24 protein-coding genes are annotated in these 24,223 nt (G+C 73.0%); 7 read left to right on the forward strand and 17 right to left on the reverse strand.

Annotated features, from left to right (window positions below):
* Positions 1 to 204: 204 nt before the first annotated feature.
* Positions 205 to 993 carry a DeoR/GlpR family DNA-binding transcription regulator gene (locus DEJ25_RS01525; protein ID WP_110903618.1) on the reverse strand — a complete coding sequence of 263 codons (789 nt, stop codon included), beginning with the start codon at positions 991 to 993 and terminating at the stop codon, positions 205 to 207.
* A 132-nt stretch (positions 994 to 1,125) separates the two neighbouring features.
* Here DEJ25_RS01525 and DEJ25_RS01530 point away from each other — a divergent pair, with 132 nt between their 5' ends.
* From DEJ25_RS01530 to DEJ25_RS01550, 5 genes are read left to right on the forward strand one after another with little or no spacing between them, the layout of a single operon-like run.
* Positions 1,126 to 2,004, forward strand: coding sequence for an SIS domain-containing protein (locus tag DEJ25_RS01530; protein ID WP_110903617.1), 879 nt, complete (start codon positions 1,126 to 1,128; stop codon positions 2,002 to 2,004).
* Positions 2,004 to 2,960 (forward strand): ROK family protein, encoded by a 957-nt coding sequence (locus DEJ25_RS01535; RefSeq protein WP_111043548.1) that lies wholly within the window; start codon positions 2,004 to 2,006, stop codon positions 2,958 to 2,960. Before DEJ25_RS01530 ends, DEJ25_RS01535 begins: the two co-directional genes overlap by 1 nt.
* On the forward strand, positions 2,957 to 4,081 hold the full coding sequence (locus DEJ25_RS01540; protein ID WP_181427316.1) for an N-acetylglucosamine-6-phosphate deacetylase: 1,125 nt from the start codon (positions 2,957 to 2,959) through the stop codon (positions 4,079 to 4,081). Before DEJ25_RS01535 ends, DEJ25_RS01540 begins: the two co-directional genes overlap by 4 nt.
* Positions 4,078 to 5,028 (forward strand): 1-phosphofructokinase family hexose kinase, encoded by a 951-nt coding sequence (locus tag DEJ25_RS01545; RefSeq protein WP_111043549.1) that lies wholly within the window; start codon positions 4,078 to 4,080, stop codon positions 5,026 to 5,028. Before DEJ25_RS01540 ends, DEJ25_RS01545 begins: the two co-directional genes overlap by 4 nt.
* Positions 5,025 to 5,861, forward strand: coding sequence for a class II fructose-bisphosphate aldolase (locus DEJ25_RS01550; RefSeq protein ID WP_111043550.1), 837 nt, complete (start codon positions 5,025 to 5,027; stop codon positions 5,859 to 5,861). Before DEJ25_RS01545 ends, DEJ25_RS01550 begins: the two co-directional genes overlap by 4 nt.
* Before the next feature lie 39 nt (positions 5,862 to 5,900).
* On the opposite strand, the gene DEJ25_RS01555 is transcribed toward DEJ25_RS01550, so the two are convergent.
* The 4 genes from DEJ25_RS01555 to DEJ25_RS01570 all read right to left on the reverse strand — a co-directional run bounded on the left by DEJ25_RS01555 (position 5,901) and on the right by DEJ25_RS01570 (position 11,095).
* Complete coding sequence (locus DEJ25_RS01555) at positions 5,901 to 8,261, reverse strand: hypothetical protein (RefSeq protein WP_111043551.1); 2,361 nt, start codon at positions 8,259 to 8,261, stop codon at positions 5,901 to 5,903.
* A gap of 121 nt (positions 8,262 to 8,382) precedes the next feature.
* Positions 8,383 to 9,771, reverse strand: a complete 1,389-nt coding sequence (locus tag DEJ25_RS01560) for an L-serine ammonia-lyase (RefSeq protein ID WP_110903611.1) — start codon at positions 9,769 to 9,771, stop codon at positions 8,383 to 8,385.
* Positions 9,772 to 9,838: 67 nt separating this feature from the next.
* Positions 9,839 to 10,033 carry a PspC domain-containing protein gene (locus tag DEJ25_RS01565; protein ID WP_111043552.1) on the reverse strand — a complete coding sequence of 65 codons (195 nt, stop codon included), beginning with the start codon at positions 10,031 to 10,033 and terminating at the stop codon, positions 9,839 to 9,841.
* Positions 10,034 to 10,156: 123 nt separating this feature from the next.
* Positions 10,157 to 11,095, reverse strand: a complete 939-nt coding sequence (locus tag DEJ25_RS01570; protein ID WP_111043553.1) for an NADP-dependent oxidoreductase — start codon at positions 11,093 to 11,095, stop codon at positions 10,157 to 10,159.
* Between the two features lie 99 nt (positions 11,096 to 11,194).
* Here DEJ25_RS01570 and DEJ25_RS01575 point away from each other — a divergent pair, with 99 nt between their 5' ends.
* Positions 11,195 to 12,013, forward strand: coding sequence for a shikimate 5-dehydrogenase (locus DEJ25_RS01575; RefSeq protein WP_110903700.1), 819 nt, complete (start codon positions 11,195 to 11,197; stop codon positions 12,011 to 12,013).
* A gap of 112 nt (positions 12,014 to 12,125) precedes the next feature.
* Here DEJ25_RS01575 and DEJ25_RS01580 read toward each other — a convergent pair whose 3' ends face one another.
* From DEJ25_RS01580 to DEJ25_RS01620, 9 genes are all read right to left on the reverse strand, one after another.
* Positions 12,126 to 12,569, reverse strand: a complete 444-nt coding sequence (locus tag DEJ25_RS01580) for an SRPBCC family protein (RefSeq protein WP_110903608.1) — start codon at positions 12,567 to 12,569, stop codon at positions 12,126 to 12,128.
* A 1-nt stretch (position 12,570) separates the two neighbouring features.
* A complete protein-coding gene (locus tag DEJ25_RS01585) occupies positions 12,571 to 14,016 on the reverse strand; it encodes an NAD(P)/FAD-dependent oxidoreductase (RefSeq protein WP_111043554.1) in 1,446 nt (481 codons plus the stop codon).
* 66 nt (positions 14,017 to 14,082) lie between these two features.
* Complete coding sequence (locus DEJ25_RS01590; RefSeq protein WP_111043555.1) at positions 14,083 to 14,751, reverse strand: hypothetical protein; 669 nt, start codon at positions 14,749 to 14,751, stop codon at positions 14,083 to 14,085.
* Between the two features lie 172 nt (positions 14,752 to 14,923).
* Complete coding sequence (locus tag DEJ25_RS01595; RefSeq protein ID WP_111043556.1) at positions 14,924 to 15,949, reverse strand: glycine betaine ABC transporter substrate-binding protein; 1,026 nt, start codon at positions 15,947 to 15,949, stop codon at positions 14,924 to 14,926.
* A complete protein-coding gene (locus DEJ25_RS01600; RefSeq protein ID WP_111043557.1) occupies positions 15,946 to 16,713 on the reverse strand; it encodes an ABC transporter permease in 768 nt (255 codons plus the stop codon). Before DEJ25_RS01600 ends, DEJ25_RS01595 begins: the two co-directional genes overlap by 4 nt.
* Positions 16,710 to 18,035 carry an ABC transporter ATP-binding protein gene (locus DEJ25_RS01605; protein ID WP_110903603.1) on the reverse strand — a complete coding sequence of 442 codons (1,326 nt, stop codon included), beginning with the start codon at positions 18,033 to 18,035 and terminating at the stop codon, positions 16,710 to 16,712. Before DEJ25_RS01605 ends, DEJ25_RS01600 begins: the two co-directional genes overlap by 4 nt.
* Positions 18,022 to 18,669: an ABC transporter permease gene (locus DEJ25_RS01610; RefSeq protein ID WP_110903602.1), complete on the reverse strand. Its 648-nt coding sequence runs from the start codon at positions 18,667 to 18,669 to the stop codon at positions 18,022 to 18,024. Before DEJ25_RS01610 ends, DEJ25_RS01605 begins: the two co-directional genes overlap by 14 nt.
* Positions 18,670 to 18,860: 191 nt before the next feature.
* The gene (locus DEJ25_RS01615; RefSeq protein ID WP_111043558.1) at positions 18,861 to 19,496 is read right to left on the reverse strand and encodes a hypothetical protein; all 636 of its coding nucleotides are present in this window, start codon (positions 19,494 to 19,496) and stop codon (positions 18,861 to 18,863) included.
* Between the two features lie 111 nt (positions 19,497 to 19,607).
* Positions 19,608 to 20,498 carry an aminoglycoside phosphotransferase family protein gene (locus tag DEJ25_RS01620; RefSeq protein WP_111043559.1) on the reverse strand — a complete coding sequence of 297 codons (891 nt, stop codon included), beginning with the start codon at positions 20,496 to 20,498 and terminating at the stop codon, positions 19,608 to 19,610.
* 51 nt (positions 20,499 to 20,549) lie between these two features.
* On the opposite strand from DEJ25_RS01620, the gene DEJ25_RS01625 reads away from it, so the two are divergent.
* A complete protein-coding gene (locus tag DEJ25_RS01625; protein WP_146236719.1) occupies positions 20,550 to 20,981 on the forward strand; it encodes a hypothetical protein in 432 nt (143 codons plus the stop codon).
* A gap of 65 nt (positions 20,982 to 21,046) precedes the next feature.
* Here the strand turns inward: DEJ25_RS01625 and DEJ25_RS01630 are convergent, their stop codons facing one another.
* From DEJ25_RS01630 to DEJ25_RS01640, 3 genes are read right to left on the reverse strand one after another with little or no spacing between them, the layout of a single operon-like run.
* Positions 21,047 to 22,207 (reverse strand): PP2C family protein-serine/threonine phosphatase, encoded by a 1,161-nt coding sequence (locus DEJ25_RS01630; RefSeq protein ID WP_111043560.1) that lies wholly within the window; start codon positions 22,205 to 22,207, stop codon positions 21,047 to 21,049.
* The gene (locus DEJ25_RS01635) at positions 22,204 to 22,956 is read right to left on the reverse strand and encodes a ThuA domain-containing protein (protein WP_111043561.1); all 753 of its coding nucleotides are present in this window, start codon (positions 22,954 to 22,956) and stop codon (positions 22,204 to 22,206) included. The genes DEJ25_RS01630 and DEJ25_RS01635 overlap by 4 nt, the downstream gene beginning before the upstream one ends.
* On the reverse strand, positions 22,953 to 24,071 hold the full coding sequence (locus DEJ25_RS01640; protein WP_111043713.1) for a Gfo/Idh/MocA family protein: 1,119 nt from the start codon (positions 24,069 to 24,071) through the stop codon (positions 22,953 to 22,955). The genes DEJ25_RS01635 and DEJ25_RS01640 overlap by 4 nt, the downstream gene beginning before the upstream one ends.
* Positions 24,072 to 24,223 lie beyond the last annotated feature (152 nt).

Genomic DNA, 24,223 nt, shown 5'->3' on the forward strand with positions numbered 1-24,223 from the left:
TGCGTGATTGTGACGGCCATGATGCCAAATCGATCATGAATGCACAATATGCGCTCACGGATCGCTCACGGAAGTGTGATGCGAGGGTTTAACACGCCGGTAACGTGACCGCGCTCGGTCGGGCGGCGCGAGGCGGGTTCGCGAGCGTCGGGCAGGCCCCGGAGAGTCGGGCGCGGCGACGCACGTGCTCGCCGGACGTGCCGGTCAGTCCGCGACGACGAGCTCCGCGCCGGCGGCGGCCAGGTCCGCGGCGAACCGCGGCGGGACGTCCCGGTCGGTGACGAGCACGTCGATGCGGTCGAGCGGGCAGATGCGGGCGAAGGTCGAGCGCTCGATCTTCGTCGAGTCGGCGACCACGATCACCCGGCGGCCGACCGAGGCGAAGTGGCGACTGACCTCGGCTTCACCCTCGTGCATGGTGGTCGCGCCGTACTGCCCGGTCAGACCGTCGACGCCGAGGACGACGACGTCGAGGGCGAACTCGTCGAGCGTGTCCCGCACCAGCGGCCCGATCAGCTCGTAGGACTGCCGACGGGCGACGCCGCCGGTCACGACGATCTTGACGTTCGCGCGGACGGACAGCTCGTAGCCGATGTTCAGCGCGTTCGTGACGATCGTGATGCCGTACTCGCCGTCGGCTCGGATGAAGCGCTCGCTCTTGCCGAGTTCCCGCGCCACCTCGGTCGTCGTCGTGCCGCCGTTGAGTCCGACCGTGTCCCCGGGTGCCACGAGGGCGGCCGTCGCCCGGGCGATCGCGGTCTTCGCCTCGGCCTGGCGGGCGATCTTGTACTGCAGCGGCAGCTCGTACCCGGCACCGAGGGCAGCGGCGCCGCCGTGCGTCCGGGTGACCAGACGCTGGTCAGCGAGCGTGGCGAGGTCGCGACGGGCGGTCGCCGCGGAGATCCCGAGCTCGTCCCCGATCTCGGTGATCGAGACGTTGCCGCGGTCGCTCACCAACTCGAGGAGGGCGTTGAGCCTCTGCTGCGGGGTCATGGCGTCATCCTACGGGCGCTCCTCCGCGGGCTCCATGATCGGAAATGACGTTTTGCACTTGCATCGAGCACGATCGATCGTCATGCTGGCCGATATCCGATCACCAAGGATCGGTCCGACCGGAAGGACACCATGTCCGACACCTTCGTGGGCGACGAGCTGGCATCGCAGCCGGCCTCCTGGCGCTCCGCCGCGGCACTGCTGCCCTCGTTCATCGACGTCCTCCCCCAGCCGGGCGAGCGCGTCGCCGTCATCGGCTGCGGCACGAGCTGGTTCATCGCGATGAGCTACGCCGTCGCCCGTGAGTCCGCGGGCCTCGGCCTGACCGACGCCTTCGCCGGCTCCGAGTACCCCGCCGGCCGCCAGTACGACCGCGTCGTCACCATCTCGCGCTCGGGCACCACCACCGAGATCATCGACCTCCTGCGCGCCCTGCCGGACCAGCGCACCGTCCTGATCACGGCGGTGCCGGACAGCCCGGCCGCAGCGGACGCCGACGACGTCGTCGCGCTGCCGTTCGCGGACGAGCGCTCCGTCGTGCAGACCCGCTTCGCCACCACCGCGCTCGCCCTGCTCCGCGCATCCCTCGGCGACGACGTCGAGGCCCTCGCCGTCCAGGCCGAGACCGCGCTGACGCTGCCGATCGACGACCTGCTCGGCGCCGAGCAGGTCACGTTCGTCGGCCGTGGCGCCGCCGTGGGCCTGACGTTCGAAGCCGCCCTGAAGACCCGGGAGGCCGCACAGTTCTGGGCCGAGTCGTACCCCGCGATGGACTACCGCCACGGGCCGATCGCGATCGCGCAGCCCGGCCGCCTGGTGTGGTCGCTCGGCTCGGTGCCGGACGGTCTGGCCGACGAGGTCGCCGCCACCGGAGCCCGCCTGGTGCACCACGACCTCGACCCGCTCGCCGGACTCGTCGTCGTACACCGGTTCGCCGTCGCCCTGGCGGAGCGCCGCGGTCTCGACCCGGACCACCCGCGCTCGCTCACCCGTTCGGTCATCCTCACCTGATGACCGCACGCGGGGCAGTGCTCGGGGTCGACGTCGGCGGCACGGGCATCAAGGCCCGACTGACCGCCGACGACGGACGGTTGCTCGGCGAGCAGCGCGTCCCGACCCCGCGTGACGACCCCGCTGCCGAGGCCCTCGCCGTCGTCGTGGCCGAGCTCGCCGTGCACGCGCGCTCGGTCGCCGGACAGCACGGCGTCGCACTCGACGCCGTCGGCCTGGTCGTCCCCGGCGTGGTCGACGAGGACGGCGGCCGCTCGGTGCTGTCCGTGAACCTCGGCTGGCAGGACGTGCCGGTCCGCCAACGGGTCGCCGCGGCGCTCCGGGCGACGGGCACCGACGTGCCGCTCGCGTTCGGCCACGACGTGCGCGCCGGGGCCCTCGCCGAGGTGCAGGCCGGCGGGCTCGACCACGGCACGGTCGCGTTCGTCCCGGTCGGCACCGGGCTCGCGAGCGCCCTCGTCGTCGACGGTCGGGTCGTCAGTGGTGGCGGCTGGGCCGGCGAGATCGGTCAGGTCCGCATCGTCCACGGTCCGCACGCGGGCCTCCGGGTCGAGGAGATCGCCTCGGCCGGTGCCGTCGCGCGCCGGAGCGACGCGCCGACCGCGCACGCAGCGATGCTCCGCGTCCAGGACGGCGAGCTCCTCGCCCGCCAGGTGTGGGACGACTGCGTCGGCGTCCTCGCCGACGCCCTCGCCTGGCTGACGGCCGCCGCGGGGTGTCACACGCTGGTCATCGGCGGCGGACTGGCGCAGTCCGGTCCGCTGCTGCTCGACCCCCTCACCGCGGCGCTGAGCGACCGGCTGGTGGGCGTCCGGGTCCCGGCCCTCGTCGGCGCACGACACGGTGACGCCGCGGGCGCGATCGGTGCCGCTCTCCTCGCACGGGAGCTGCTGGGGCGCGACCTCCCCGCCCGTCACCAGCGCGTCGACGACGGCCCGACCGCGGTGTCCGCGTGACGACGCTCGTCCGCGCCCCCCGGGTGGTCACCGCGGAACTCGACCTGGTCGACGGCTGGATCGCGGTCAGCGACGGTCGGGTCGCCGCGGTCGGCGCCGGACCGGCACCGGCACACGACCGCGTGGTCGATGCCCCGGGCACCGTCGTCCCGGGCTTCGTCGACCTGCACGCACACGGCGCGCTCGGCCACGACTTCGCCTCGTGCTCGGCCGACGAGGCCCGCGCCGCCGTCGCCCACCACGCCGGACGCGGTACCGCGCACCTGGTCGCGTCGATCGCGACCGGGGCGGTCCCGGACACGGTCGCCGCGCTCCACCGGCTGCGCCCACTCGTCGTCGACGGCACGCTCGCCGGGCTGCACCTCGAGGGCCCGTGGCTCGCACCTGCCCGACGAGGTGCGCACGCGGTCGCCCTGCTGCACCCACCGACCCCCGCCGAGGTCGAACTCCTGGTCGACGCCGGAGGCGGGGCCCTCCGGGTGGTCACGCTCGCCCCCGAACTCCTCGGTGCGATCGAGACGATCCACCATCTGGTCGACGCCGGCGTCGTCGCCGCGATCGGGCACACCGACGCCGACACCGAGCAGGTGCAGCGCGCGGTCGACGCCGGTGCGACCCTGGTCACCCACCTCTTCAACGGCATGCCGCCGCTGCACCACCGTGAGCCCGGTCCGGTCGGGGTCGCCCTGACGGACGAGCGCCTGACCGTGGAGTGCATCGTCGACGGCCACCACCTCGACCCGGTCGCCGTCGACCTGGTCCGCCGCGCTGCCGGTCACCGGTTGGTGTTCGTCTCGGACGCGATGGCCGCCACCGGCTGCGCCGACGGGCCCTACCGGATCGCCGGATCGGACGTCGTGGTCGACGGCGGGGTCGCGATGCTCGCCGACGGGTCATCGCTGGCTGGCAGCACGATCACCGTCGGTGACGCCGTCGCCCGGGTCCTCACCGCTCGTCCCGACGACGCCGCTCGTCCCGACGTCCGGGAGGCCGTGGCTGCCTCGTCCGTGCGCGCCTCCGCCCTGCTCGGCCTGCGTCCACCCCTCACCGTCGGTGCCGCTGCCGACCTCGTCGTCCTCGACCCGGAGGGCCGCCCTACCGCCCTGGAGGTCCCCGCGTGATCGTCGTCATCACCCCGAACCCCGCGGTCGACGTCACCTACCGCGTCGCCGATCAGGTCGTCGGGGTCACCCAGCGCGTCCTGGACGTCGTCCGCCGTCCCGGCGGGAAGGGCGTCAACGTCGCCCGGGTGCTCGACGCCGCCGGGGTGCCGACGACCTCCGTCCTGCCGCTCGGCGGGACGAGCGGTGCCTGGGTCGCCGCGGCGCTGCAGCGGGACGGCCTCACGACGGCCGCCGTGCCGGTCGTGGGCGACACCCGGACCACGGTCACCGTCGTCGACGACCACGTCCACCCGACGATGTACGGCGAGCCGGGGCCGGCGGTGACGGCGGACGAATGGGCCACCGTGACCGGTGCCGTGCGCAACGCGCAGGCGGCTGCGAGCGCCCTCGTGGTGTCCGGGTCCCTGCCACGCGGGACCGACCCGAGCGTGGTCCGGCCCTGGATCCGCGGCGCGGTCGACGCCGGCCTGCTCGTCGTCGCCGACCTGTCGGGGCCGTCGTTGCTCGAGGCGGCCGCAGCCGGCGCCACGGTCTGCAAGCCGAACCGGGAGGAACTCCTCGACGCCACGGGCGCGCGGGACGAACGCTCCGGTGCCCTCGACCTGCTCGCACGCGGAGCCGGGGTCGTCGTCGTCTCCGCGGGCTCGGCGGGCATCACCGCCCACACGCCGGACGCGGTCGTGACCGTCCCCGCGGTGCCCAACGTGCACGGCAACCCGACCGGTGCCGGGGACGCCGCCACCGCCGGGCTCGTCCTCGCGCTGACCGCACCGGGCCCCCGGACGGCCGCCGACGTCACCGCACCCGACGTCCTCCACCGCGCCCTGGTCTCCGCAGCCGCGTACGGCGCCGCCGCGGTCCTCCGCCCCGTCGCGGGCGAGGTCGACCTCGCCGCCGTCGACCGATTCACCACCCAGCTCGACCGAACCGGGAGCCCCACATGACCACCGCCCTCGCCCTCACCGGCCTCCTCGATTCCGCACGCACCGCCCGTCGGGGTGTCGGCGCGTTCAACGTCGTCCTGCTCGAGCACGCCGAGGCGATCGTCACCGGTGCCGAGCGGGCCGGCCTGCCCGTGGTGCTGCAGGTCAGCGAGAACTGCATCCGCTACCACGGCGGGCTGGCGCCGATCGTCACCGCGACCCAGGTCGTCGCGCGGGCCGCCGACGTGGAGGTCCTCGTGCACCTGGACCACATCGAGGACACCGCACTGGTGCACGCGGGCATCGACCTCGGCGTCGACTCGATCATGTACGACGGGTCGCACCTGGACTACGACGCGAACGTCGCCGCGACCCGGGCGCTGGCCGACCGGTGCCACGCAGCGGGCATCGCGATCGAGGCCGAGCTCGGCGAGGTCGGCGGCAAGGACGGCGTGCACGCTCCCGGCGTCCGCACCGACCCGTCCGACGCTGCCGCGTTCGTGGCGGCGACCGGGGTCGACGCCCTGGCGGTCGCCGTCGGCACGTCGCACGCGATGCAGACGCGCGAGGCGTCGGTCGACCGTGACCTCGTGGAGCGGCTGCGGGCCTCCGTCCCGGTGCCCCTGGTCCTGCACGGCTCGTCCGGGCTGTCCGACGACGAACTGCGGGGCGCGGTCCGCGCGGGCATGACGAAGATCAACATCTCGACGCACCTGAACGGGCTGTTCACCCGGGCGCTGCGCGACGTGCTCGACGAACGACCGGACCTGGTCGACCCGCGCCGCTACGTCGCCGCGGGCCGGGACGCCGTCGCCGCCGAGACCGCCCGGCTGCTCACGCTGCTCGCCGGGTAGGTCCGCGGCGGTCGGGCCCGGCCGGGGCCTGGCCGGGGGTCACCCCCGGGTGTGGCTCGCCCAGATCGCCGACGTGCCCTTCCGGAGCACGACGTTCCCGTCCGACTGCATCCGGAGCGTGACGCCGGCTCCACCCTTCCGGCCCGTGCCGGTCGACCAGCGTGTGGTCCCGAGGGGCCCCGCGAGCACGAGGTCGCCGTTCGGCAGGAGCAGCAGGGACGACCCCGCACCACCGCCGGTCTTCTGGAAGAGGCGCGTGCTGCCGGAACTCGCGACGAGGAGCCCGTTCGACCGGACGCCGAAGCGCCGCGTCCCGCTCGCGTCCCGGATCGACTGCCCGGCGACGAGGGTGGCGCCGGGCACGAGCTGGTCGGTGCCCGGTGCGCCGTTGTGCCAGAGGAGCTTCCCGTCGCGGGCGGTCAGTCGCACGTCGCCGGCGTCGTCGACGGTCAGGCGGGCGCCGCCGGAGGTGGTCCGGGCCGACGTCGACCAGAGGACCGCACCGGACGGGGCGACGACGGCGAGTCGACCGGTCGCGTCGAGTCGGAGCGCCGCGCCCGCGGCCGTTCCGCTGCTCCGCCACAGCCGTCGACCGTTGCCCCACTCGACGAGCGAGCCGTCGCCCTGCAGGTCGAGCCAGTACTGCCCGTACGGTGAGTGGATCGACGTCCCGGCGGGCACGGTCCGGCTCCCGGAGGCGATCGAGGTCGCGGTCGCCCCGGCTGCGGCAGCGGTCGTGGTCGGTGCCGTGCAGTCCGAGGCCTTCGGGAGCACGCGCCCCAGGGCCGACCAGTTCGGCGATCCGAGTCCGGTCGCCGCGTCCCAGCCGCGGGCTGCCCGCGCCGTGCCGTTGCCGCCGGTGACGACGTCTCGGAACGCGGCCGGGTTCCGGTAGAGCGCCTGGTGGACGTCACCGACGCCGGCGGCGCACCCGCGGGCGGTCAACGCGACCGCGAGCTGGCCGGCGAGCACCGGGGACGCCAGGCTGGTCCCGCCACCGAGCACGAACCCGTGCGCGGTCGACAGGTACACCCCGAGCCCCTTCGCCGGGTCGGCGAGTGCGGCGACGTCGGGCAGCAGGCGCTTCGTTCCGCTGATGCCCGTCCCGGTCTGCCACGCGGGCTTGGCGTAGGCGCTCGAGGTCCCGCCCCCGCCGGCACCCAGGGAGTTCGACCAGCCCGCCTCAGTCCAGGCGGTCCCCGTCTTCGTCCCCGTCTTCGTGAGCGAGGTACCGCCGACGCCGACGACCGCGGGCGAGGACGCCGGGTACGACACGTCGTGGATGGTCGTCGTCGGTCCGGTCGGGCAGCGCGCGCCGTCGTCTCCGGTGGCGGCGAAGACGGTGGCACCGGCAGCGACGATGCGCGCCAGGGCGGCGTCGAGTGCGGCCCGGGCCGCCGCGGGGGTCTGCGTCTCGCAACTGCCCCAGGAGATGCTCACCGCGGTGATGCCGGCGGTCCGCACCTCGTCCGCGATCCGGCTGTACGCGTCGTAGCTGCCCCGGAACGAGTTCTCCGTCACGTACACGCGCTGCCGGGCTCCCGGGGCGACGGCGAGCAGGGCCTGCTGGTCGAGGGCGACCTCGGTCTCACCCTGGGAACCGTCGCCGACGTGTGGGTCCGCTCCCGCGACCGCGATCTGGTCGAGCGCCGGCAGTGGACGCCCCGTCGCTGCGGCGGAGGCGCTGAGGTCGTTGCGGTCCCACCCGGAGAACTGCACGGTGGCGATCGTCGCGCCGGCCCCCGCCGTGGCCGAGCCCGAGGACCGGTACGCGCCGGCGAGGTCGGCGGGCGCGTACCCGGCGGGGACGGCCGCATGGGCGAGCGCCGGGCGGGCATCGAGCCCGAGCACCGAGACGACGGACCCGCCGAAGGACTGCGGCAGCGCCGGCTCCGCGGTCGGGTGCATGCCGTCACCGGTGCCGACCAGGCCCACGTCGAACAGGGCCTCGGCCTGGGCAGCGGTGCCGTGCGCCTCGACCTCCCACGTGTCCGAGTCGGTCACGGTGAAGCCGGCGCCGGTCAGGACCGATCGTGCGCGCGACCGGGCGTCGTCGACGGGGGCCACGGCCTCCACGGCGTCCGCGCGCTGGGCGGCGCTGTCCCCGGTGGTCGCCACGGGCAGGGCGGCGAGCGCGGCCGGGTCGACCGGCCGGAGCACCAGCGTCAGGTCGACGGGGGTGTCACCCGGGGTCGCGCCGACCGTGGGGTCGGTGGGTGCGGGGACGCCACCGGCGGCCGGCACAGCGGTCGCTGGCGCAGCGGTCGCTGGCACAGCGGTCGCTGGGGCGGCGGTCGCGCTGGCTGCGGTCGATGCCTGCGCCGGCAGGCCCGTGCCGGTCACGGCGAGTGCCGCGACCACGGCGGACACGGCGAGGAGGGTCGGGGTGCGGCGTGACATCGGCGATCGCTTCCGGAGATCCGAGACGACGACCGTCCCTGGCCGCCGGTCCGGCAGGTTCCGGACGGTGCACGCTACCCCGCCGCTCGACGCCCGCCGCAGCCCCAGTTCCGGGGCCGGGTCAGCAGAGCGGGACGTTCACCGCGAGACCGCCCATCGCGGTCTCCTTGTACTTGTGCGACATGTCCGCGCCGGTCTGGCGCATGGTCTCGACGACCTGGTCGAGCGAGACGTGGTGCACGCCGTCGCCACGGAGCGCCATCCGGGCGGCGTTGACGGCCTTGTTCGCCGCGATCGCGTTCCGCTCGATGCACGGGATCTGCACCAGGCCACCGACCGGGTCGCACGTCAGACCGAGGTTGTGCTCCATCGCGATCTCGGCCGCGTTCTCGACCTGCTCGGGCGTCCCGCCGAGCAGTTCGGCGAGTCCCGCGGCGGCCATCGAGGCGGCCGAGCCGACCTCGCCCTGGCATCCGACCTCCGCACCGGAGATGGACGCCCGCTCCTTGTAGATCGAGCCGACGGCGCCCGCGGTCAGCAGGAAGCGGACGATCGCGTCGTCCCGTCGGTCGGGCGTGATCGTCGGCACGTAGGTGAGCGCGTAGAAGAGGACCGCGGGGATGATCCCGGCTGCGCCGTTCGTCGGGGCGGTGACGACACGGCCTCCGGAGGCGTTCTCCTCGTTCACGGCCATGGCGGTGAGGTTCGTCCACTCCATCGCGAAGAGCGGGTCGTGACCGGGGTCGTCACGGGTCAGCTGCTCGAACCAGTCGGCGGCTCGGCGCCGGACCTCCAGCCCGCCCGGCAGGGTACCGGTGCGACGGACGCTGCGGTCGACGCAGTCCTCCATCACGGCGTGGATGCGGAGGAGCCGGTCGCGCACCTCGGCCTCGGGGCGGGTCGCCGTCTCGTTGGCGAGGGCGACGCCGCTGACCGGGAGGCCCGTGGTCGCGCAGGCCGCCAACAGCTCGGCTCCGCTGGAGAACGGGTGGGGCACCGCGTCGGTCTCGACCGGGATCGCGGTGCCGGCGACGTCCTCGCCCGGCTCCTCGTCGCCGTCGCGGGCGATGAACCCGCCGCCGATCGAGTAGTAGGTCTCCACGGCGGTCTCGGTGCCGGTGGCGTCGAAGGACCGCAGGCGCATGGCGTTCGGGTGCCGGGGCAGCATGGTCAGCGGGTGCAGGACGATGTCCGCCAGCCGGAACGCGACCGTCGGGCCGCCCGCCAGCGTCAGGAGACCGCTGGACTCGAGGCCCTCGAGCGCGGCGGTCATGACGTCGGGGTCGATGTCCTCCGGCCGGTGTCCCATCAGGCCGATCGCGACGGCGCCGAGCGTCCCGTGCCCGTGCCCGGTCGAGGCGAGTGAGCCGTAGAGGTCGACCCGGATGCTCGTGACCGGCAGTCCGACGACACGTCCGGCGAAGTCGACGCCCGCGCGCATCGGGCCCACGGTGTGGGAGCTCGAGGGCCCCACACCGATGCTGAACAGATCGAAGACGGAGACCGGCACGCCGACACCCTACGCCGTCCGGACGGGACGGCTGTGCGTGGTGCCGACGACCGGCGCCGGGGCGACCTCAGCGGCGCTGACCCTGCACCGGCATGATGATCCAGAGCACGACGTAGGCGATCCAGAGCGGACCGGGGAACAGGCTGAGGACGACCCAGAGGACGCGGACGCCGGTGCGGGACCAACCGAAGCGGTCCGCGATGCCGGCGCAGACACCGGCGAGCAGTCGGCCGGCACGGGGGCGGTGCAGTGTGTTCGTCATGTCCTCGACGCTACGGGTCCACGCCGCGTGACGGCATGGGGCAGCCTCCCGTCCCGGGGTGGGGACAACCCCACCAGCGCGGGACGGGCCTCCCGGCCTGGGGCTGCTCTCGGATGACCAGTCCTACGGGAGCAGGACGATCTTGCCGCGGGTGTGGCGCTCCTCGAGCTGGGCGTAGGCGTCCTGCACCGCGTCGAGCGGGAAGGTGGCGGCGATCGGGACCTCGACCGAACCATCCGCCACCATGTTCGCCAGTGCCGACAGGATCTCGGGGTCGGCAGTGTCGGCGCTGCCGGACGCCTTGGCGCCGACCTCGGCCGCGGCCGCGAAGGCGATCGTCGTCTCGATCCGGTCGGTGGGCACGCCGAGGGTGATGCCGAGATGCACGTACTCGGCGCCGAACGTGTCGATGACGGCGTCGATGCCGTTCGTGGCGAGCTCGCGGATCCGGTCCTCGAGCCCGTTGCCGTACGCGACCGGACGGGCGTTCTTGGACCGCAGCCAGTCGTGGTTCGACTCGGAGGCGATCGCGATGACGTCGACGCCCTCGTTGGTCAGCAGCTGCGTGACGAACGAGCCGACGCCGCCGGCGGCACCGGACACGACGACGGTCTCGCCGGCTCGCGGGTCGACGGCGCGGACGGCGGCGGCAGCGGTGGTCGCGGCGACGTCCAGGCCACCGGCGGCCTCCCACGAGAGCAGACGGGGCTTCGGGACGAGCTGCCCGGCGGGGACGGAGACGTACTCCGCCTGGCTCGAGCGCTCCCACGACCAGCCGAGGACCTCGTCGCCCTCCTCGAACCCGTCGACGTCGAGGCCGATCGCGGCGACCGTTCCGGCGAGGTCGGTGCCCTGGCCGGAGGGCAGCTTCTCGGGGTCGTGGTCGTCGACGAGGCCCTGGCGGATCGCGGACTCGCCGGGGTTGACGCCGGCGGCGCGGACCTTCACCAGCACGCGGCCGGGAGCGACCTCGGGAACGGGGACCTCGGCGACGTGCAGGACGGAACGGTCGCCCCACTCCTCGAAGCGGACGGCGCGCATGGTGTCAGGGAGAGCAGTCATCCTCGGTCACGGTACGCCAGGGCGGCGACGGACGCCGCACTCCTCGCGGACGGATGTGTGATGGACCGCTCCATCGTTGCCACGTGGGACACTGACGACATGCCCATCCTCCACAAGGACATGCAGCTCTGCATCTCACTCGCCGCCCGTCCGAGCAACATCGGCACCCGGTTCCACAACTTCCTCTACGACGAACTCGGGCTGGACTACGTCTACAAGGCGTTCACCACGACGGACCTGCCCGGGGCGGTCGCGGGCATCCGGGCGCTCGGTATCCGCGGGTGCTCGGTGTCGATGCCGTTCAAGGAGGACGTGATCCCCCTCGTCGACGAACTCGAGGAGTCCGCGGCCGCGATCCGCTCCGTCAACACGATCGTCAACGACGCCGGGGTCCTCACCGCGTCGAACACCGACTACGAGGCCGTCGCCGCACTGCTCGACTCGCACGGGGTCGACCGTGACGCCCGCGTGCTCCTACGGGGCTCCGGCGGCATGGCGAAGGCGGTCACGGCGGCCTTCCGCGGTGCCGGGTTCGAGCACCTCACCGTCGTCGCCCGCAACGAGGCGACCGGCAGCGCCCTGGCCGACCAGTACGGGTACACGTGGGTCGGCGCCGAGGAGCAGGCCGGGGACGCCGACGTGCTCGTCAACGTCACCCCGCTCGGCATGCGTGGCGACCAGGAGGCCGCGCTGTCGTTCGCGCCGGACCGCATCGCCGCCGCGGGCACCGTCTTCGACGTGGTCGCGTTCCCCTCCGAGACCCCGCTCGTCCGGGCCGGCCGCGACGCCGGTGCGCACGTCATCACGGGCGCGGAGGTCATCGCCCTGCAGGCGGCACGCCAGTTCGAGCGGTACACGGGCGTCGCCCTGACCGCCGACCAGGTCGCCCGCGCGAGCGCGTTCTCCCGCGAGGAGTAGGCGGGCGCCGGTGGCTGCGAGACGCCGCCGAGTGCGCACGATGCCGCCGACTCAGGCGGCGTCTCGCACAGACCGTGGCGTCTCGCGTCGATGGGGGCGTCTCGCGGAGGGCTCAGTGGCTGCGCGCGCGACCGGCTGCGACCCAGCCGAGGCGGCGTGCCGTCTCGTGGTTGCGGACCCAGATGCCGGGCTGTGCGAGGAAGCCGGGAACGAGCGTCCCCGGGCCCTTCACGGGGTTCTCCCGCAGGGTGACCCGGCAGCCGCGGGGGTGGGGTTCGACCTCGACCTCGACGCGGGCCTCCCCCACCGGCCACCCGCGCGCCTGGATCACCATGCGTCGGGGCTCGTCGTACTCCAGGACACTCGTCGTGTCGTTGATCACGAGCGGCCACACCCCGAACGAGTGGTGCAGCTTCGTGCCGACCGCGGGCCAGCCGGGGTCCTCGCCGCGCATCCGGGACGCGCCGACCACCCAGGTGGGGTAGAGCCAGCCGTCGCGGAGGACGTCGAAGACCTCCTCGGGCGTGCAGTGGATGATCCGGACGTTCTTCGCCATGTCAGCTCCTCGGTGCCAGGTCGACGTCCACCGGCAACCCGTAGGTGTGTCGGAGGGCGCTCTTCGCCGCGTGCCAGCCTGCCATGCCGTGCACCCCGGGACCGGGAGCCGCGGACTGCGACGCCAGGTACATGCCGCCGCCCATCCGCCACGGGTCACTCGAGAGCACGGGCCGCTTCACCAGCTGCCAGAAGCTCGCGGCACCGGCGGCGATGTCCCCGCCGGAGTAGTTCGGGTTGTACTGCTCCATGTCCTCGGCGGTCCGGCTGTTCGTCGCGACGATGGTGTCGCGGAAGCCCGGGGCGAACCGTTCGATCTGACGGATGACGGACTCCTGGTGGTCGACCGTCGAGCCGGCGGGAACGTGGGCGTACGCCCAGAAGACGTGTCCGCCCGCGGGGGCCCGGCTCGGGTCGACGACGGTCGGCTCGGAGCCCAGGACGTAGGGGCGGTCGGGGTCCTGACCGCGGGCGACCTGCGCCTCGGCCTCGGCGATCTCGGCCCGGGTGCCGCCGATGTGCACGGTGCCGGCGCGGTGGAGCTCGGGGTTCGTCCACGGCACCGGCTCGGACAGCGCGAAGTCGACCTTGGCCGCCGCGTTGCCGAACCGGAAGTGCCGCAGGGCGCCGCGCTTCGGTGCGGGCAGCTGGTTGCCGGCGATCCGGAGCATGGACGGGACGCTCGTGTCGAAGAACACCGCCTTGGCCGGGGTGAGGTCGCCGAGGGAGTGGACCTCCCGCCCGGTCTCGATCGTGCCGCCGTGTGCGACCAGGTCGGCGGCGAGCGCGTCGACGATCGCCTGGCTGCCGCCGATCGGCACCGGCCAACCGCGGGCGTGCGCGTACACGCCGAGCGACAGCGCTGCGGCCGCGGTGGCGAGCGAGGGCATGTGCTGGATGGAGTGCGCCGCGACACCGCTGATCATGGCCGGAGCGACGTCGTCGCGGAAGCGTGCGTTCCACGCGCGGGTCCCCTGCTCGAGCGCACGGAGCCCGAAGCGGGCCACGGTCACCGGGTGTCGTGGCACGTGCAGGAGGGCGTCCGTGGCGAAGTCGGAGACCTCGTCGGCGTGCGACACCAGTGGGGCCATCAGCTGCCGGTAGGCACGGCCGTCGACTCCGAGCGCGTCGGCGGTGCGGTCGAGGTCCTGGTACGCGATGCCGGCACGGCCGCCGTCGAGCGGGTGACCGTACTGCACCTCGGGCAGCCGGAGCTCGATGCGCCGTTCCATCCCGAACGCCCGGAAGAACTCGGACTGCAGTGCCATCGGGTGCACCGCGGAGCAGACGTCGTGCAGGTAGCCGGGCAGCGTGAGCTCCTTGGTCCGGGCCCCGCCGCCGATCGTGTCGTTCCGCTCGACGACCTCGACACTGAGGCCGGCCCGAGCGAGGGTGACCGCTGCGGCCAGCCCGTTCGGTCCGGCTCCGACGACCACCGCATCAACCATGCGGGCGAGCCTACGGAGCGACGGCTGGACACGGGTCGAGGCCCGCGTCCGGCACCGTGCGCCCGGTCAACTCGTGGTGGTGTCCGCCTCGGCCGGGTCGGTGCCGTCATCCGGTCCGTCGGTGTCCGGCTCGTCCGCGCCGACCGCGGTGCCGGATCCGACCGGGTGCTCGGCGACCAGGGTCGCGAAGTCCTCGTCGAGGAGCTGCTGCAGCCGTTCGTCGCGCCCGACCTCGTAGTCGTCGGCGGGCCGCTGGGCCCAGCCGAGACGGCCGACGACGGTCGTGCCGATGTCGTCCCATGCGCGGGCACGGGCGGCGAGGACGATGCCGTCGACGAAGTGCTGGTCGTCCCGGCGGGCGTCGAGGCGCGCGGCGAGTTCCTCGTACGTCGCCTCGCGGGTGCGGAGCTTGAGGTCGTCGCCGCGCCGGTAGTCGTGCTGGTGCTGCGAGCGCCCGCCCTGCTTGCTCGACCGGACCCGGATCTCCCGCATCCGTTCGGCGTCGCCACGCTGCTCCTCGGCCATCCGGTGCAGTTCCTGACGCGCGGCGTCGGCGATCAGGGCATGGTCGAAGTACCCCTGGTCGCGCAGGGCGTTGGTGATGATGCGGTTCGCCACGGCGACGATCACCGCTGCCCGGGCGATGAGGAACCCCTCGTCCACCGCGCGCTTCAGCTCGACCTGGCTGACGGGCCGATCGCGCACGTCGGGCTTGCGTCGTCCGAACAGTGCCATGCGTCGACGATACCGGCGACCGGGTCCCGGCGGGCGGCGGAACGGACGGTCGGGAGGCGCGGTGCCAGCTGACACCTGGGCCCACGTCGGTCGGTTCCGGACTGACGCGCCAGCGGCAGGCCGGCCGTGACCGGTGGGGAGCCTCCCGCCCTGACATCGTCACGTCGCGACCTCAGGGCTTCGTGATGAAGCCCTCCTTCACCATCCACTCGAACGCCACGTCCGCCGGCTCGCGTCCCTCGACGTCCACCTGCCGGTTGAGTTCCTGCAGCACCGCGTCGGTGAGCTTCGGCGAGATCTGGTCGTAGATGCCCTCGAGCTGCGGGTACTCCTGGAGCGCCGAGCTCGACAGCACCGGCGCGACGTTGTACGCGGGGAAGAACCCGCGGTCGTCCTGCAGGACCGTCAGCCCGAGTGACTTGATGCGGCCGTCGGTGGTGAACACCTCGCCGAAGTTGCACGTGCCGCGGTCGGTCGCCGTGTAGACGGTGCCCGTGTCGAGGATGTCGACGTTCTTCTTCGCGATGGCGTTGTCGCCCGAACCGCCGAGGTCCAGTCCGTACTTCTCGAGCATCGGCTTGAAGCCGTCCGCGCGGGAGTTGAACTCGGACTCGACGCAGAACGTGCGCTCGTCGGCGGGCAGGTCGGCGATCTGCGAGAGCTTCGTGATGCCGTCGAGGTCCTTCACCGCCTCGTCACGCACCGCGAATGCGTACGTGTTGTTCATCGGCGCCGGGGGGAGCCAGGTCAGCCCGTTGCCGGCGTCCTCGTCCTTGACCGCCTGCCACTGCTCGGTCTTGTCCGGGATGCCCTTCTTGTGCCCCATGAAGGTCAGCCACGCGGTACCGGTGTACTCGTACGTCAGGTCGGCGTCGTGCGAGGTCATCAGCTGCCGGACGGCCACCGAACCGGGCACGTTCGTCTCGTCCGTGACGTCGAAACCGGCGGCGGAGGCGGCGAGGACCGCGATCTTGCCGAGGACGAGCTGCTCGGTGAAGTTCTTCGACGTGACGGTGAGCGCCGCGCCCTCCGGCAGGTCGTCGATGTGCTTGATCGTGCCGGGCGCTGCGGCCGGCACGAACGACGCCGCCGGCTGCAGACCGCATCCGGCCAGGAGGCTCGTGGTCACGCCCGCCAGTGCGGCGGCGGCGAGCAGACGGCGGGCTCGGCGGCCCGGGGTGCGCGTGCGGCGGGTCATCGGAGTCCCTTCGGTCGGGCGAACGTCTCGACGATGCGGCCGAGCCAGTCGATGGAGAGGGCGAGGAGCGCGATGAGGACCGCTCCGGCGACGAGCACCTTCGGCAGGAACAGGTTCACGCCGGTGGTGATGAGCAGTCCGAGGCCCCCGGCGCCGATGAACGTGGCCAGGGCCGCGGACCCGACCAGGAGCACGAGCGCGGTGCGGATGCCCGCGAGCATGACGGGGACGGCGAGCGGCAGTTCCACCTTGAGCAGGACGGCGGCGGCGCTCATGCCCATGCCCCGGCCGGCCTCGACGAGTCGAGCGTCGACGCTCTCGATGCCGATGATCGTGTTCCGGAGCACCGGCAGGATCGCGTAGAGCACGAGGGCGACCACCGCGGCCCAGAACGTGAACCCGAGCCAGAACGCGAGGAGCACGATCAGGCCGACTGCAGGTGCGGCCTGGCCGAAGTTGGCGACCGCCAGGATCGCCCCGCTCGCCTTCCGCAGGGGCCCGCGGGTGAGCGCGATGCCGAGCGGGATGGCGACGACGAGCACGATGACGGTCGACATGAGGGTGAGCATGAGGTGCTGCCGGGCGAGGTCGAGCAGCCCGGACGGGTTCAGGGTCGTGCGCTCGGTGGGGGTCAGGTCCGCGGTGGCGAGCCAGACGGCGAACGCGCCGAGGACGACGAGGATCACGACCGGTTGGATGACCAGTCCTCGCCAGCTGGTCCGCTCCCCGGTCGCCGGGGATGCGGTGACGACGACGTCGCTCACCGGTCGTCCCGACCGTCGGAGTGCGCAGCGTCGGTGGCGAGCGAGTCGTCGGCGGAGCCGGCCGGCTCGTCATCGAGGTCGACGACGGGCGTGCTCGGCATCCCCTCGATCGGGTTCGTGTTCGTCCCGACGGGCGTGTAGGCCTGCTCCTCGGCGGCAGCGGCACGGGTTCGGGTGATGGCGTCCATCACCGTCTCGACCGTGATGACGCCCCGGAACGCGTCCCGACGACCGGTCACCAGCGCTGCACCGGCACTCGAGACGAGCATGGTGTCGAGCGCGTCGTTGAGGGTGGACGCCTCGGACACGACGGGCAGACCGGCCTCGATGCCCTCCGGGATCCGGTCGAGACGCTCGAGCTGGCGGCGCGACGGCCACCCGATCGGCCGCTGACGCCGGTCGACGACGACGGCGTGCCCGTGACCGCCGGCCTCGCGCATGCGCTGGAGCACGGCCTCCGTCTGCTCGCCCGGGGAGCAGGTGACGGCGTCGGCCAGTCCGACCTCGCGGACGCGGGTCAGGGTCAACTGCTTGAGGCCGGCACCCGAGCCGATGAAGTTCTCCACGAACTCGTTCGCGGGTTCGGCGAGGATCCGCTCCGGGGAGTCGTACTGCACGATGTGCGCGCCCTCGGAGAACACCACGATCCAGTCGCCGAGCTTCACGGCCTCGTCGAAGTCGTGGGTGACGATCACGATCGTCTTGTGGAGCTCCGCCTGGATGCGGATCAGTTCGTCCTGCAGGCGCTGCCGTGTGATCGGGTCGACTGCACCGAACGGCTCGTCCATGAGCAGGACGGGCGGGTCCGCGGCGAGGGCGCGGGCGACCCCGACACGCTGCTGCTGTCCGCCGGAGAGCTCACGGGGGTAGCGGTCGCGGTAGGTGTCCGGGTCGAGCGAGACGAGGTCGAGGAGTTCGTCGACCCGGGCGGCGATCTTGTCCTTCGACCAGCCGAGCATCTTCGGCACGACCGCGATGTTCGCCGCGACCGTCATGTGCGGGAAGAGTCCGCCGGCCTGGATCACGTAGCCCATCCGGCGACGCAGTTCGTCGCCGTCGATCTTGGTCACGTCGTCGTCGCCGACCACGATGCGACCCTCGGTCGGCTCGATGAGCCGGTTGATCATCTTCAGCGTGGTGGTCTTGCCGCAGCCCGAAGGGCCGACGAGCATGACGATCTTGCCGGCCGGGATCTCGAGGGTGATGCCGTCGACGGCGGGCTTCGCCTGGCCCGGGTACCGCTTCGTCACCTTGTCGAGCAGGATGCTCCGGCCGGTGACGTCGGTGTCGGGCGCGGTGGTCGGGGACTCAGTGCTGGACACGGATACCTCTCGAGGTGGTCAGACGGCCGAGGCCGAGGAGCAGGAGGTCGAGGACCAGGGCGAGCAACACGACGCCCACGGTCCCGACGATCACGGAATTGAGGGAGTTCGCGCCACCGAGGCGGGACAACCCGGAGAAGATGAAGCTGCCGAGTCCCGGGCCGAGTGCGTACGCGGCGACCGCGGCGACGCCCATGACCATCTGCGCGGAGACCCGCACGCCGGTGAGGATGATCGGCCACGCCATCGGCAGTTCGACCTGCACCAGGGTGCGGAAGCGGCTCATGCCGATGCCGCGCGCCGACTCGACGACGGCCGGTGGGATCTCGTTGAGCCCGACGACCGCGTTGCGGAGGATCGGCAGGGCGGCGAAGAAGGTCACCGTGACGACGGACGGCACGACGCCGAACCCGAGCGGCACGAGCAGCAGACCGATGACCGCGAAGGACGGCAGCGTCAGGCCGACCGTGGAGACCTCGTTCGCGGCGGAACGCAGGCCGGGTACCCGGTAGACGAGCGCCGCGAGGACCACGGCGATGATGGTCGCGAGCACGACGCACTGGACGACCAGCGAGAAGTGCTGCCAGGACGAGAACCAGATCTGGTCCCATCGCTCGGCGATGTACTGGAACACCGGTTCTGCACTCCCTCGGGTCGACGGTCCGGCCCACGGATCGGGGAACGGACGGCCTCCAAGCTACGCAGATGCTCAGCCCCGGCGGGGTCCCCATCGCGAGAACGACGGTTCCACTCAGCAACCATTGTCCCGATAAACCCTGGTCAGCGGCACAGCACCGAGCTGATCCTGGGAGGTGTGTAACGATCTCAACCGAGGACGGGTACTGCCCCCGAGTGTGCACGGAGCGCGGATGCTCGTCCTGCAACCCGGTCGGACTCCTGCAGGGCGACCCGCTCGGCCGTGAGCAGAAGCCCGGAGACCTGCTCGGCGGTGCGCCCGGCGCTGTCGTTCCAGCGGGTGAGGTCACGCACGCGGCCCATCCGGATGTCCGGCGCGGGACACCAGGTCACCGGCGACCCCTCGGCCGCCGCGAGGGCATGCCAGACGAGGTCCAGGGAGCGCTGTACCGGCTGCGAGTGCACGGCGTGCGGCCCACCCGCGGCGTCGACGACGGCTCCGACCAGGCACGCGCCGACGAGGGGACGGCCGGCCACCTCCGTCGCGGCGGCACTCGACGCGGTCCGGGTCCGCCCCCGGTCGTCGACGTAGGCGAACCACGCGTGCTGGATCCACCCGCGGTCGACGACCGCGCGGGCGTCCGACAGCACGCGCTGCAGGTCGGACAGCTCGACGAGGTCGGCATCGAGCCGACGCAGCTGCGCAGCGGTGCGTCGGGCGGCGAGGTGGTCGAGGACCCGACGGACCCGGCCGCGCGGCGCGGTCCGGGACGAGGGGGAGGCGTCGGTGGCGACGTCGTGCTGGACGCGGAACTCGAGGGTCATGAGGCCCCTCCCGATCTTCACGTGCACGGATTGGTGTGGGGAGACGGTAACCCCGTGGTCGCGCTCGCGGTAGCCCCCGTCTCGATGACGTGCGCGAACCGGAGCAGGTCGTCAGCCGTCGAGGACGGCGTCGATCGCGCGTCGCGCCACCGCGTGGGACGCCGACTCGTCACCGACGGCGAGCGCCGACGCGATCGACACGGCCCAGCCCCGGGCCCGCCCCCAGGAGTGCTCGTCCAGGCTGGCGTCCTGGGCGGTGACCTGGGTGCGGAAGGCGGACCGGGCCTCCCGGTCGAGCGTCAACCAGGCGGTCGCGAGGTCGACGGCGGAGTCCCCCGCCGTCACGTCACCGAAGTCGACGACCGCGGACAGGTGGTCGCCCCGCGGGCCGGTCTCGACGAGCAGGTTGAACGGGTGCAGATCACCGTGCACCCAGACGGGAGGCCCGGCAGCCACCGGCAGGTCGGCCGCCGTCCGCCAGGCGGTCGCCAGCTCCTGGGCGCGCGGGACCGGTCCGGACCCGAGTCGTTCCAGGACGGCGTCCGTCCGGGTGCGGAGCGGGACGGCCCGGACCGCGTTCAGCGGGGCGTCGTCCGGGGCCGGCACGTGCAGGGCGGAGACGAAGTCGGCGAGCGCCTCCCCGACCCCCGGCCCGCCGGCGTCGCTGCCGAGCGTCCTGCCCGGGAACCAGGGCACGACGCTCCAGGCCCACTGGTAGCCGAGGGCGGGGCGACCGGTGCGGAGCGGCACCGGGACGGGCACCACGGCACCGACCAGGCGTGCGAGCTCCGGCAGCCAGCGCTGTTCGTGCTCGACGAGCACCGCGGCGGCGGCGCGTCGGGGCATGCGGACGGCCAGATCGGTGCCGAGGCGGACGACCACGTTGTCCCAGCCCGAGGCGACGACGGCGAGCGGACGGTCGGCGAGGTCCGGGTGCTGGTCGACGAGCAGCGCGCGGACGAGGGCGGTGTCGACCTCGACCTCCGCTGCTGGTGTGGGCACCTCGCGATGCTAGCCGGGCGGTCGTCCGGGTTCGTGTCGTACCGTTCCGGCATGCATGGATGGCGCACGCCCGCACGGTGGGCCAGGACCGGGCGGTGGCTGCTCGTGCCGATCGCCGTGCTCGACTGGTTCTCGCTCGTGCCGCAGCCCGTGTTCGTCGCGGCCTTCGCGCTCGCCGTCGTCGGGCTGGTGGGCATGGGGGCGGCGCTCGTCGTCCGGATGCTCGGCGGCCGTCGGGGCACGATGGCCGCCCTCGGGGTCGTGCTGCTCCTCGGCGGGCTGGCGATGTTCGGGCTCGACCCGTTCCCGGGCTCGGTGCCGTTCCTCGACCCGTGGTGGCCGGACATCGTCACGCAGCCGCAGCACGTCGCCAGTGCGTACTGGCAGCTCGCGGCGCTCGGCGTCGTGCTGACCGGGTTCGGGATGCTCGCGACCCTGCTCGTGGCGGCGTTCGCGGGGAAGCCCGGCGCGCAGACGCGCTGATCAGCCGGTCCCGAGCCGGCTGACGACTCAGTGCTGGCTGACGACCTCAGTGCCGGGTGACGACCTCAGTGCCGGGTGACGACGACGAGGGTCAGGTCGGTCGCCGGGTCGCCCTCGGGCAGCAGCGTGCGGACGTGCTCGACCGCCGCCGTGCCGTCCGGCTGCGCGGCGACGAGGGCCGCGATCGCTTCGGGCCCCTCGACGCCGGGCACGGTCGACCACGCGTCGGAAGCCAGCACGAGCCGGTCGCCGGCTGCCAGCTCGACCGACAGCGTCGACCGGGCGCCGGGGGTCGACGCGGTACCGAGCCCGACGGGCAGCTCGGTGGACCGCACCGGACGGACGCTGCCGTCGGCGCTGACGACCACCGCGGTGCCGAGCCCGGCGTCCACCAGGTCGACGCGCCCGGTCGTCGGGTCGAGCCGTGCGTGCACCAGCTCGGCGACCGCGTCGGCGACCCGGAGGTCGGGGGCGACCTGGGCCTCCAGTCCGGCGACCGCCTCGGCGATCGGGAGGTCGGTCCGCGCGGCCAGTGCGCCACGGACGTCGGCGGCGAGGAGCGCCGAGACGCGTCCGGCGACCACCGCGCCGACCGTCAGGTGCAGTGCGCCGTCGGGGACGACCCGCCAGTCGGTGAGCCCGCCACCGCCGTCCGGGCGCTGCACGGCGAGCGTCGCGACGTCGTGGCCGGGGACCGACAGCGGGTCCGGCACCAGCGCCGCGCGCACCCTCGCGAGCCGGTCACGCTCGAGCGCGTACCCGAGTTCGCGTTCGGCCCAGCGCGCCAGGTCCCGCAGGAGCGCGAGGTCCATCGCCGAGAAGGCACGCGGCTGCGCGTCCATGATGCAGAGCGTGCCCACTCGGGTGCCGTCGAGCATCGAGAGCGGCGCGCCGGCGTAGAAGCGGATGCCGTGCTCGGCGACGGCCGCGGTGTGCGCGAACCGCGGGTCGAGCGTCGTGTCCGGGATCACCAGCGGCTCCGGCGTGAGCACGGTCGTGGCGCAGAACTGCTCGTTCGCGGGCACGCTCGTGCCCTGGTTCCACCCGAAGGTCGACTGCGTGGTCACGAGGTCGTGGTGCACGAGGTTGAGGAACGTCAGCGGCACCCCGAACGCCTCGTGGGTCATCCGGGTGATCCGGTCGAAGCGTTCCTCCGGTCCCGCACCGAGGACGTCGAGCGCCTCGATCAGGGCCGTGCGGCGGTCGACCTCCTGCGGTGTGTTCACCCCTCCTGTCTACGCGACGAGTCGGCCAGGAACCAGTCCCTCGGGTGGGGGTCGGCGGTGAGCTGCCGGCGTGGACCGGTCGGCGCGGCCCACTCGGCGGCGTTCGCCAGGACCCGCTGGATGTCGGGGTGGTGGTACACCGGGTACTCCTGGTCGCCGGGCGAGAAGTAGAACACCCTGCCCAGCCCGCGACGGTAGGCGACGCCCGAGCGGAACACCTCACCGCCGGCGAACGTCGACAGGAAGACCTCTTCGTCCGGGCGCGGGATGTCGAAGTACTCGCCGTACATCTCCTGGCGGTCGATGACGATCGGGTGGGGGACCCCGGCGGCGATCGGGTGCTCGGGTGCGATCGTCCAGACCAGCTCGCGCTCCCCGTCGTTGCGCCACTTCAGCGAGCAGGTCGTGCCCATCAGCCGGGTGAACGGCTTCGAGTAGTGGCCGGAGTGCAGCACCACCAGGCCCATGCCGGCGTGCACGTGCCCTACGACGCGGTCCGCGACCTCGTCGGCGACCTCGTCGTGGGCGATGTGGCCCCACCAGAAGAGGACGTCGGTGGCGGCCAGGCGCTCCTCGGTCAGGCCGTGCTCCGGTTCCTGCAGCGTGGCGGTCGTGACGATGTGGGCGGAGGGGAGTCGCGCCTCCAGGCCGGCGGCGACGACGGTGTGGATGCCGTCGGGGTAGTGCTCGCGGACCGTTTCGTCACCTCGGGTCTCGTGGACGTTCTCGTTCCAGACGACGATGTTCATGCGACGACCTCCACTTCGTGGCCGGCCTGCGCCGACGCGTAGACGGCGTCGACGACCCGCGTGCGGTGCAACGCGAACTCACCGTGGTGGCCCTCGTGCGTGCCGGACCGGATGGTGGCGAGGAACTCCTCGATGACGCGCTGGTGGTGGCCGGCCGGGACGTGCACGACGGGACGGGTGACCGCGGGGACGCCGTCGATGTCGGAGTACAGCTCGACCGTGCCCTCGGTGGCGTAGTTCCGGACGAACAGCCGGGCACCGCCGGTCGAGCCGAGGAGCTCGACCTCGATGTCCTCGTCGTCCTTCGAGTAGGACGCCCACGAGGCCTGCAGCTGCAGGCTCGAGCCGTCCTCGAAGCGGAGCAGGGCGTTCGCGAAGTCCTCGACGTCGAACGGGCGGCCGGTCGCACCGGAGACGGGTCCGCCGCCGGTGCTGCCACCGCGTCCGGCGGTACCGAGCTCGTTGTACGCGACGGCGCTGACGGCCACGACGCGCGGCTCGCCCATCAGGTGCATCGCGATGTCGAGGACGTGCGAACCGAGGTCGATGAGCGGACCGCCACCGGCTGCGTCCTTGTTCGTGAACCACGACGTGATGCCGGGGATGCCGGCGCGTCGTCGCCAGCTCGCCCGGGCGTGGTAGACGTGCCCGAGCGGGCTGTCCTGCCCGTCGACGGGGCGGACGTGGTCGGCCAGGAACTGCACGTCGGCGCGGCGGCGGTGGTTGTAGGCGACCTCGAGCACGCGGTCGTTCGCCACGGCGGCGTCGACCATCGCCTGCGCCTCGGCGCCCGTGGTCGCGAGGGGCTTCTCGCAGAAGACGTGCTTGCCGCTCTCGAGCGCGGCGATGGCGATCGGGGCGTGCAGGGAGTTCGGCACGCCGATCGACACGATGTCCAGGTCGTCGCGGGCGACCAGGTCCTGCCAGTCCGGGTACGTGTCCGGCACCTGGCGGGTCTCGGCGAGCTCGTGGAGCCGGCCGGTCTCCTTGCCCGCGAGCGCCACCACCTCGGTGCCGGGGAGTGCGGTGTAGGCGTCGAGATGCGTCGTCCCGGCGAACCCGAGCCCGACCACCCCCACGCGCAGCGTCTTCGATGCGTCCGTCGTCTGCGACATGTCGACCACGCTACCCAAGATCAGATCGAATCGATACGAGGAACTGGTGCTGGTGTTTTCTGATCGGTTGACCTACCTTCAGATCACATTCGCGCAGGTGCCGGCACCAGGGGGTGTCGATCCGCACCCGCGCCGAGGACAGGGGCTCGTCC

The organism is Curtobacterium sp. MCPF17_011, assembly GCF_003234145.1.
GTDB lineage: Bacteria > Actinomycetota > Actinomycetes > Actinomycetales > Microbacteriaceae > Curtobacterium.

Coding starts and splice junctions, on each gene's coding strand:
- DEJ25_RS01535 (WP_111043548.1), top strand. CDS start 2,004: ATGACCGCACGCGGGGCAGTGCTCGGGGTCGACGTCGGCGGCACGGGC.
- DEJ25_RS01640 (WP_111043713.1), bottom strand. CDS start 24,071: ATGTCGCAGACGACGGACGCATCGAAGACGCTGCGCGTGGGGGTGGTC.
- DEJ25_RS01530 (WP_110903617.1), top strand. CDS start 1,126: ATGTCCGACACCTTCGTGGGCGACGAGCTGGCATCGCAGCCGGCCTCC.
- DEJ25_RS01625 (WP_146236719.1), top strand. CDS start 20,550: ATGCATGGATGGCGCACGCCCGCACGGTGGGCCAGGACCGGGCGGTGG.
- DEJ25_RS01595 (WP_111043556.1), bottom strand. CDS start 15,949: ATGACCCGCCGCACGCGCACCCCGGGCCGCCGAGCCCGCCGTCTGCTC.
- DEJ25_RS01555 (WP_111043551.1), bottom strand. CDS start 8,261: ATGTCACGCCGCACCCCGACCCTCCTCGCCGTGTCCGCCGTGGTCGCG.
- DEJ25_RS01590 (WP_111043555.1), bottom strand. CDS start 14,751: ATGGCACTGTTCGGACGACGCAAGCCCGACGTGCGCGATCGGCCCGTC.
- DEJ25_RS01565 (WP_111043552.1), bottom strand. CDS start 10,033: ATGACGAACACACTGCACCGCCCCCGTGCCGGCCGACTGCTCGCCGGT.
- DEJ25_RS01550 (WP_111043550.1), top strand. CDS start 5,025: ATGACCACCGCCCTCGCCCTCACCGGCCTCCTCGATTCCGCACGCACC.
- DEJ25_RS01585 (WP_111043554.1), bottom strand. CDS start 14,016: ATGGTTGATGCGGTGGTCGTCGGAGCCGGACCGAACGGGCTGGCCGCA.
- DEJ25_RS01570 (WP_111043553.1), bottom strand. CDS start 11,095: ATGACTGCTCTCCCTGACACCATGCGCGCCGTCCGCTTCGAGGAGTGG.
- DEJ25_RS01635 (WP_111043561.1), bottom strand. CDS start 22,956: ATGAACATCGTCGTCTGGAACGAGAACGTCCACGAGACCCGAGGTGAC.
- DEJ25_RS01580 (WP_110903608.1), bottom strand. CDS start 12,569: ATGGCGAAGAACGTCCGGATCATCCACTGCACGCCCGAGGAGGTCTTC.
- DEJ25_RS01525 (WP_110903618.1), bottom strand. CDS start 993: ATGACCCCGCAGCAGAGGCTCAACGCCCTCCTCGAGTTGGTGAGCGAC.
- DEJ25_RS01615 (WP_111043558.1), bottom strand. CDS start 19,496: ATGACCCTCGAGTTCCGCGTCCAGCACGACGTCGCCACCGACGCCTCC.
- DEJ25_RS01575 (WP_110903700.1), top strand. CDS start 11,195: ATGCCCATCCTCCACAAGGACATGCAGCTCTGCATCTCACTCGCCGCC.